2 tRNA genes and 3 rRNA genes are annotated in these 6,308 nt (G+C 49.4%); all 5 read left to right on the top strand.

Annotated features, from left to right (window positions below):
• Positions 1-575: 575 nt before the first annotated feature.
• Positions 576-2,118 (top strand): 16S ribosomal RNA (locus EV681_RS22425).
• A 240-nt stretch (positions 2,119-2,358) separates the two neighbouring features.
• Positions 2,359-2,435: transfer RNA gene (locus EV681_RS22420), tRNA-Ile, on the top strand.
• A gap of 12 nt (positions 2,436-2,447) precedes the next feature.
• A tRNA-Ala gene (locus EV681_RS22415) sits at positions 2,448-2,523 on the top strand.
• A gap of 523 nt (positions 2,524-3,046) precedes the next feature.
• Positions 3,047-5,918, top strand: a 23S ribosomal RNA gene (locus EV681_RS22410).
• Between the two features lie 218 nt (positions 5,919-6,136).
• Positions 6,137-6,249 (top strand): 5S ribosomal RNA (rrf, locus tag EV681_RS22405).
• Together the 16S, 23S and 5S rRNA genes with 2 tRNA genes alongside form the textbook arrangement of a ribosomal RNA operon.
• Positions 6,250-6,308: the final 59 nt, after the last annotated feature.

Below are 6,308 nucleotides of genomic sequence, written 5' to 3'. Positions count from 1 at the left end.
GAAGAAGTAGAAAGTGAAAATAGTTCTTGCTTTTTGTTTCTAAGTGGTTCATAATAGCGGGCTACACTACTGAGAAGTGAAGTGGTTTTGTAGTGAGTTTGAAGGGAATTTTTGAAGTGAGTGAGAAAAGAAATTTTCGAGCTGTTGCAAAAAAGCCTTGACAACAAAAACCAGATGCTTCATAATCTCGTTTCTCTGCTGATGACACACAACAGTGTGACAGCGGCAAGATAAGAGAAAGTAGTAAAGCAGTACAGAATTTAGCGGTATGCGATTCTTACTATAACTAGTATGAACGCCGAATGTGACAGCGCAATGTCACCGCTTACTCCAGTGGGAGCTAAGAAGAAATGTTCTTTAACAACTAACAGCCGATAAGTGTGGGCGCTTGGAATGAGTGCGCAACATGGTCTATCCGGGGGTACCTGGTTAGATTGTGATGCTAACAATATATATTTTAGGCGCTCACTTGAAATACAGAAGTAAGGTTTATATCACTATAAACGTTATTTCTTTTGAGTGAAGCAGCGACCATTTACCTATTTAAACAGTTAAATGGCAATTAAACAGAGATTAAACTGAAGAGTTTGATCCTGGCTCAGATTGAACGCTAGCGGGATGCCTTACACATGCAAGTCGAACGGCAGCGGGAAAGTAGCTTGCTACTTTTGCCGGCGAGTGGCGAACGGGTGAGTAATGTATCGGAACGTGCCCAGTAGCGGGGGATAACTACGCGAAAGCGTGGCTAATACCGCATACGCCCTACGGGGGAAAGGGGGGGATCTTAGGACCTCTCACTATTGGAGCGGCCGATATCGGATTAGCTAGTTGGTGGGGTAAAGGCCTACCAAGGCGACGATCCGTAGCTGGTTTGAGAGGACGACCAGCCACACTGGGACTGAGACACGGCCCAGACTCCTACGGGAGGCAGCAGTGGGGAATTTTGGACAATGGGGGAAACCCTGATCCAGCCATCCCGCGTGTGCGATGAAGGCCTTCGGGTTGTAAAGCACTTTTGTCAGGGAAGAAAAGGTTTCGGATAATACCCGGAACTGATGACGGTACCTGAAGAATAAGCACCGGCTAACTACGTGCCAGCAGCCGCGGTAATACGTAGGGTGCAAGCGTTAATCGGAATTACTGGGCGTAAAGCGTGCGCAGGCGGTTCGGAAAGAAAGATGTGAAATCCCAGGGCTCAACCTTGGAACTGCATTTTTAACTACCGAACTAGAGTATGTCAGAGGGGGGTGGAATTCCACGTGTAGCAGTGAAATGCGTAGATATGTGGAGGAACACCGATGGCGAAGGCAGCCCCCTGGGATAATACTGACGCTCATGCACGAAAGCGTGGGGAGCAAACAGGATTAGATACCCTGGTAGTCCACGCCCTAAACGATGTCAACTAGCTGTTGGGCCCTTCGGGGCTTAGTAGCGCAGCTAACGCGTGAAGTTGACCGCCTGGGGAGTACGGTCGCAAGATTAAAACTCAAAGGAATTGACGGGGACCCGCACAAGCGGTGGATGATGTGGATTAATTCGATGCAACGCGAAAAACCTTACCTACCCTTGACATGTCTGGAATCCTGAAGAGATTTAGGAGTGCTCGCAAGAGAACCGGAACACAGGTGCTGCATGGCTGTCGTCAGCTCGTGTCGTGAGATGTTGGGTTAAGTCCCGCAACGAGCGCAACCCTTGTCATTAGTTGCTACATTTAGTTGAGCACTCTAATGAGACTGCCGGTGACAAACCGGAGGAAGGTGGGGATGACGTCAAGTCCTCATGGCCCTTATGGGTAGGGCTTCACACGTCATACAATGGTCGGGACAGAGGGTTGCCAAACCGCAAGGTGGAGCTAATCTCATAAACCCGATCGTAGTCCGGATTGCAGGCTGCAACTCGCCTGCATGAAGTCGGAATCGCTAGTAATCGCGGATCAGCATGTCGCGGTGAATACGTTCCCGGGTCTTGTACACACCGCCCGTCACACCATGGGAGTGGGTTTTACCAGAAGTAGTTAGCCTAACCGCAAGGGGGGCGATTACCACGGTAGGATTCATGACTGGGGTGAAGTCGTAACAAGGTAGCCGTATCGGAAGGTGCGGCTGGATCACCTCCTTTAAGAGCGAAGCGCACGAAGCGAAAGCGTCCACGCTTATCGGTTGTTAATAAGAACGAGTACAGCGGTCTGTGTACGAAGTTGAGTTTGTATCAATTGTTATTGATTATCAATGATGGTTTGATGCGAGCGGCTTTGTATATGGATGAACAATCAGGTTTCGCTGGGGTTGGCTTTGCGAGTGATTGATGAGCGCTACTGGCGCCTGGTGATCACGAGCGGTTGCTGACTGATGTGAAGTTGGGTCAGTAGCTCAGTCGGTTAGAGCACCGTCTTGATAAGGCGGGGGTCGTTGGTTCGATTCCAACTTGACCCACCAAACAGGTTTGTTGGGGGATTAGCTCAGCTGGGAGAGCACCTGCTTTGCAAGCAGGGGGTCGTCGGTTCGATCCCGTCATCCTCCACCAATAATGATTGTGACACATTGATTGTGAAAGCATGATTGCCCGGTGGCGCGCCACATGTACATAAAACACGTTCTTATTGACGAACACACAGAATTTAAGTGCTTTCTTTTTTAGAAAGAAGGTGCTAAAATACTGATCCTCTCGAGTTTGGGTTTACCCGAATGAGGGTGGTGAAGTAAAGCATTATTGGCTGTATATGTTCTTTAACAATTTGGAAGAAGCACAACTAAAGTATTCAAAGGGTACTTATACGATCCACCAGGGTCGGGTAAGTAAACGATGAAAAATTGGGTTGTGATTGCATTATTTTATGAAGTTCTATTAACTCAAGCTTCATGATCGAATGCGCTTTTATGTTGTGGGTCAGGATTTATTCTGGTCTTCAGGATGCGAGTGGATTTGAGAGTGAGGAATGACATTGATGAACGGCACACAAACGCAAAAACTCAGCATGTTTATACAGTGAATTCAAAAGGCACTGTGTAGACGAAGCAGTAAATTCCTATAGCCTTTAGTGTTATAGGATCAAGTGACTAAGTGCACATGGTGGATGCCTTGGCGATCACAGGCGATGAAGGACGTTATAGCTTGCGAAAAGCTACGGGGAGCTAGCAAATAAGCATTGATCCGTAGATATCCGAATGGGGGAACCCACTGTCTTTGACAGTATCCTGTACTGAATACATAGGTACAGTGAAGCGAACCGAGTGAACTGAAACATCTAAGTAACTCGAGGAAAAGAAATCAACCGAGATTCCGAAAGTAGTGGCGAGCGAAATCGGAACAGCCTTGACGAGATAGCAGCATTGGTAGTTGAACGGGATGGAAAGCCCGGCCGTAGCAGGTGATAGCCCTGTAGACGAAATCTTTGCTGTGGTACTAGGCGTCGAATAAGTAGGGCGGGACACGTGAAATCCTGTCTGAATATGGGGGGACCATCCTCCAAGGCTAAATACTCGTGATCGACCGATAGTGAACCAGTACCGTGAGGGAAAGGCGAAAAGAACCCCGGAAGGGGAGTGAAATAGATCCTGAAACCGTGTGCATACAAACAGTAGGAGCCTCCTTGTGGGGTGACTGCGTACCTTTTGTATAATGGGTCAGCGACTTACATTCAGTGGCAAGCTTAACCGAATAGGGAAGGCGTAGCGAAAGCGAGTCCGAATAGGGCGATTTAGTCGCTGGGTGTAGACCCGAAACCAGATGATCTATCCATGGCCAGGTTGAAGGCACGGTAACACGTGCTGGAGGACCGAACCCACTAATGTTGAAAAATTAGGGGATGAGCTGTGGATAGGGGTGAAAGGCTAAACAAATCTGGAAATAGCTGGTTCTCTCCGAAAACTATTTAGGTAGTGCCTCGCGTATTACTGCCGGGGGTAGAGCACTGTTATAGCTAGGGGGTCATGGCGACTTACCAAACTATGGCAAACTCCGAATACCGGCAAGTACAGCGCGGGAGACAGAGCACTGGGTGCTAACGTCCAGACTCAAGAGGGAAACAACCCAGACCGCCAGCTAAGGTCCCTAAATATTGCTAAGTGGGAAACGAAGTGGGAAGGCATAGACAGTCAGGAGGTTGGCTTAGAAGCAGCCACCCTTTAAAGAAAGCGTAATAGCTCACTGATCGAGTCGTCCTGCGCGGAAGATGTAACGGGGCTAAGCAATATACCGAAGCTGCGGGTTCGTGATTTATCACGAGCGGTAGGAGAGCGTTCTGTAAGCCTGTGAAGGCAGCTGGAGACGGTTGCTGGAGGTATCAGAAGTGCGAATGCTGACATGAGTAGCGATAAAGGGAGTGAAAAGCTCCCTCGCCGTAAGTCCAAGGTTTCCTGCGCAACGTTCATCGGCGCAGGGTGAGTCGGCCCCTAAGGCGAGGCAGAGATGCGTAGCTGATGGGAAGTTGGTTAATATTCCAACACCATTGTTAAATGCGATGGGGGGACGGATTGCGAAATGTGAGCGGGTGATTGGTTGTACCCGTGACTGGTACTGAGAAGGTGGTTAGGTAAATCCGGCCGCGTAATTCAAGGTATTGGTGCGAAGCGAATTTATTCGTGAAGTCATAGGAAGTGGTCCCAGGAAAAGCCTCTAAGCTTCAGTTTAACAATGACCGTACCGCAAACCGACACAGGTGGACGGGATGAATATTCCAAGGCGCTTGAGAGAACTCAGGAGAAGGAACTCGGCAAATTAATACCGTAACTTCGGGAGAAGGTATGCCCTAGTAGCGTGTTAAAGCGCGAATGGGCCGCAGAGAATCGGTGGCTGCGACTGTTTATTAAAAACACAGCACTCTGCTAACACGAAAGTGGACGTATAGGGTGTGACGCCTGCCCGGTGCTGGAAGGTTAAGTGATGGGGTGCAAGCTCTTGATCGAAGCCCCAGTAAACGGCGGCCGTAACTATAACGGTCCTAAGGTAGCGAAATTCCTTGTCGGGTAAGTTCCGACCTGCACGAATGGCGTAACGATGGCCACACTGTCTCCTCCTGAGACTCAGCGAAGTTGAAGTGTTTGTGATGATGCAATCTCCCCGCGGCTAGACGGAAAGACCCCATGAACCTTTACTGTAGCTTTACATTGAATTGTGAACCGGCCTGTGTAGGATAGGTGGGAGGCGTTGAATTACGGTCGCCAGATCGTAGGGAGCCAACCTTGAAATACCACCCTGGTTTGTTTGCGGTTCTAACCTAGGCCCGTTATCCGGGTTGGGGACAGTGTATGGTGGGCAGTTTGACTGGGGCGGTCTCCTCCCAAAGTGTAACGGAGGAGTTCGAAGGTACGCTAGGTACGGTCGGAAATCGTGCTGATAGTGCAATGGCATAAGCGTGCTTGACTGTGAGACTGACAAGTCGAACAGGTGCGAAAGCAGGACATAGTGATCCGGTGGTTCTGAATGGAAGGGCCATCGCTCAACGGATAAAAGGTACTCTGGGGATAACAGGCTGATACCGCCCAAGAGTTCATATCGACGGCGGTGTTTGGCACCTCGATGTCGGCTCATCTCATCCTGGGGCTGTAGCCGGTCCCAAGGGTATGGCTGTTCGCCATTTAAAGAGGTACGTGAGCTGGGTTTAAAACGTCGTGAGACAGTTTGGTCCCTATCTGCCGTGGGCGTTGGATACTTGACGGAGCCTGCTCCTAGTACGAGAGGACCGGAGTGGACATACCTCTGGTGTATCGGTTGTCATGCCAATGGCATTGCCGAGTAGCTATGTATGGAAGAGATAACCGCTGAAGGCATCTAAGCGGGAAACTCGTCTGAAGATAAGGTATCCCGGGGGCTAGACCCCCCTGAAGGGTCGTTCGAGACCAGGACGTTGATAGGTCAGGTGTGTAAGCGTAGTAATGCGTTTAGCTAACTGATACTAATTGCCCGTGCGGCTTGATCCTATAACTCTGCAGGTTATAAGTAGACATGTTAAGTCATGGTTCTACGACTGCGCTGAGCATAGCGGTTGAGTGTCGTTCAAAAAACTGAAGTAAATTGCAGCAAAATCAATCACCAACGCAAGATTGACTCATCTGCCCCGCCGAATACATATAGCTTGTGCTTCTTCCAAATTGCTAACGCATAGCAACCAGCTAGCGCTAAGCCATACCAGCTTACGCTTGACGACCATAGCAAGGTGGACCCACTCCTTCCCTTCCCGAACAGGACAGTGAAACGCCTTTGCGCCGATGATAGTGGATGGACATCTGTGAAAGTAGGTCATCGTCAGGCTTTTTATTCCTTCAAACGCCCCGCAATTTAATCATTGCGGGGCGTTTGTGCTTTGGGCG

The organism is Advenella incenata, from assembly GCF_004217095.1.
Classification (GTDB): Bacteria; Pseudomonadota; Gammaproteobacteria; order Burkholderiales; family Burkholderiaceae_B; genus Advenella; species Advenella incenata.
This window is presented reverse-complemented; position numbering and strand designations above follow the sequence as displayed.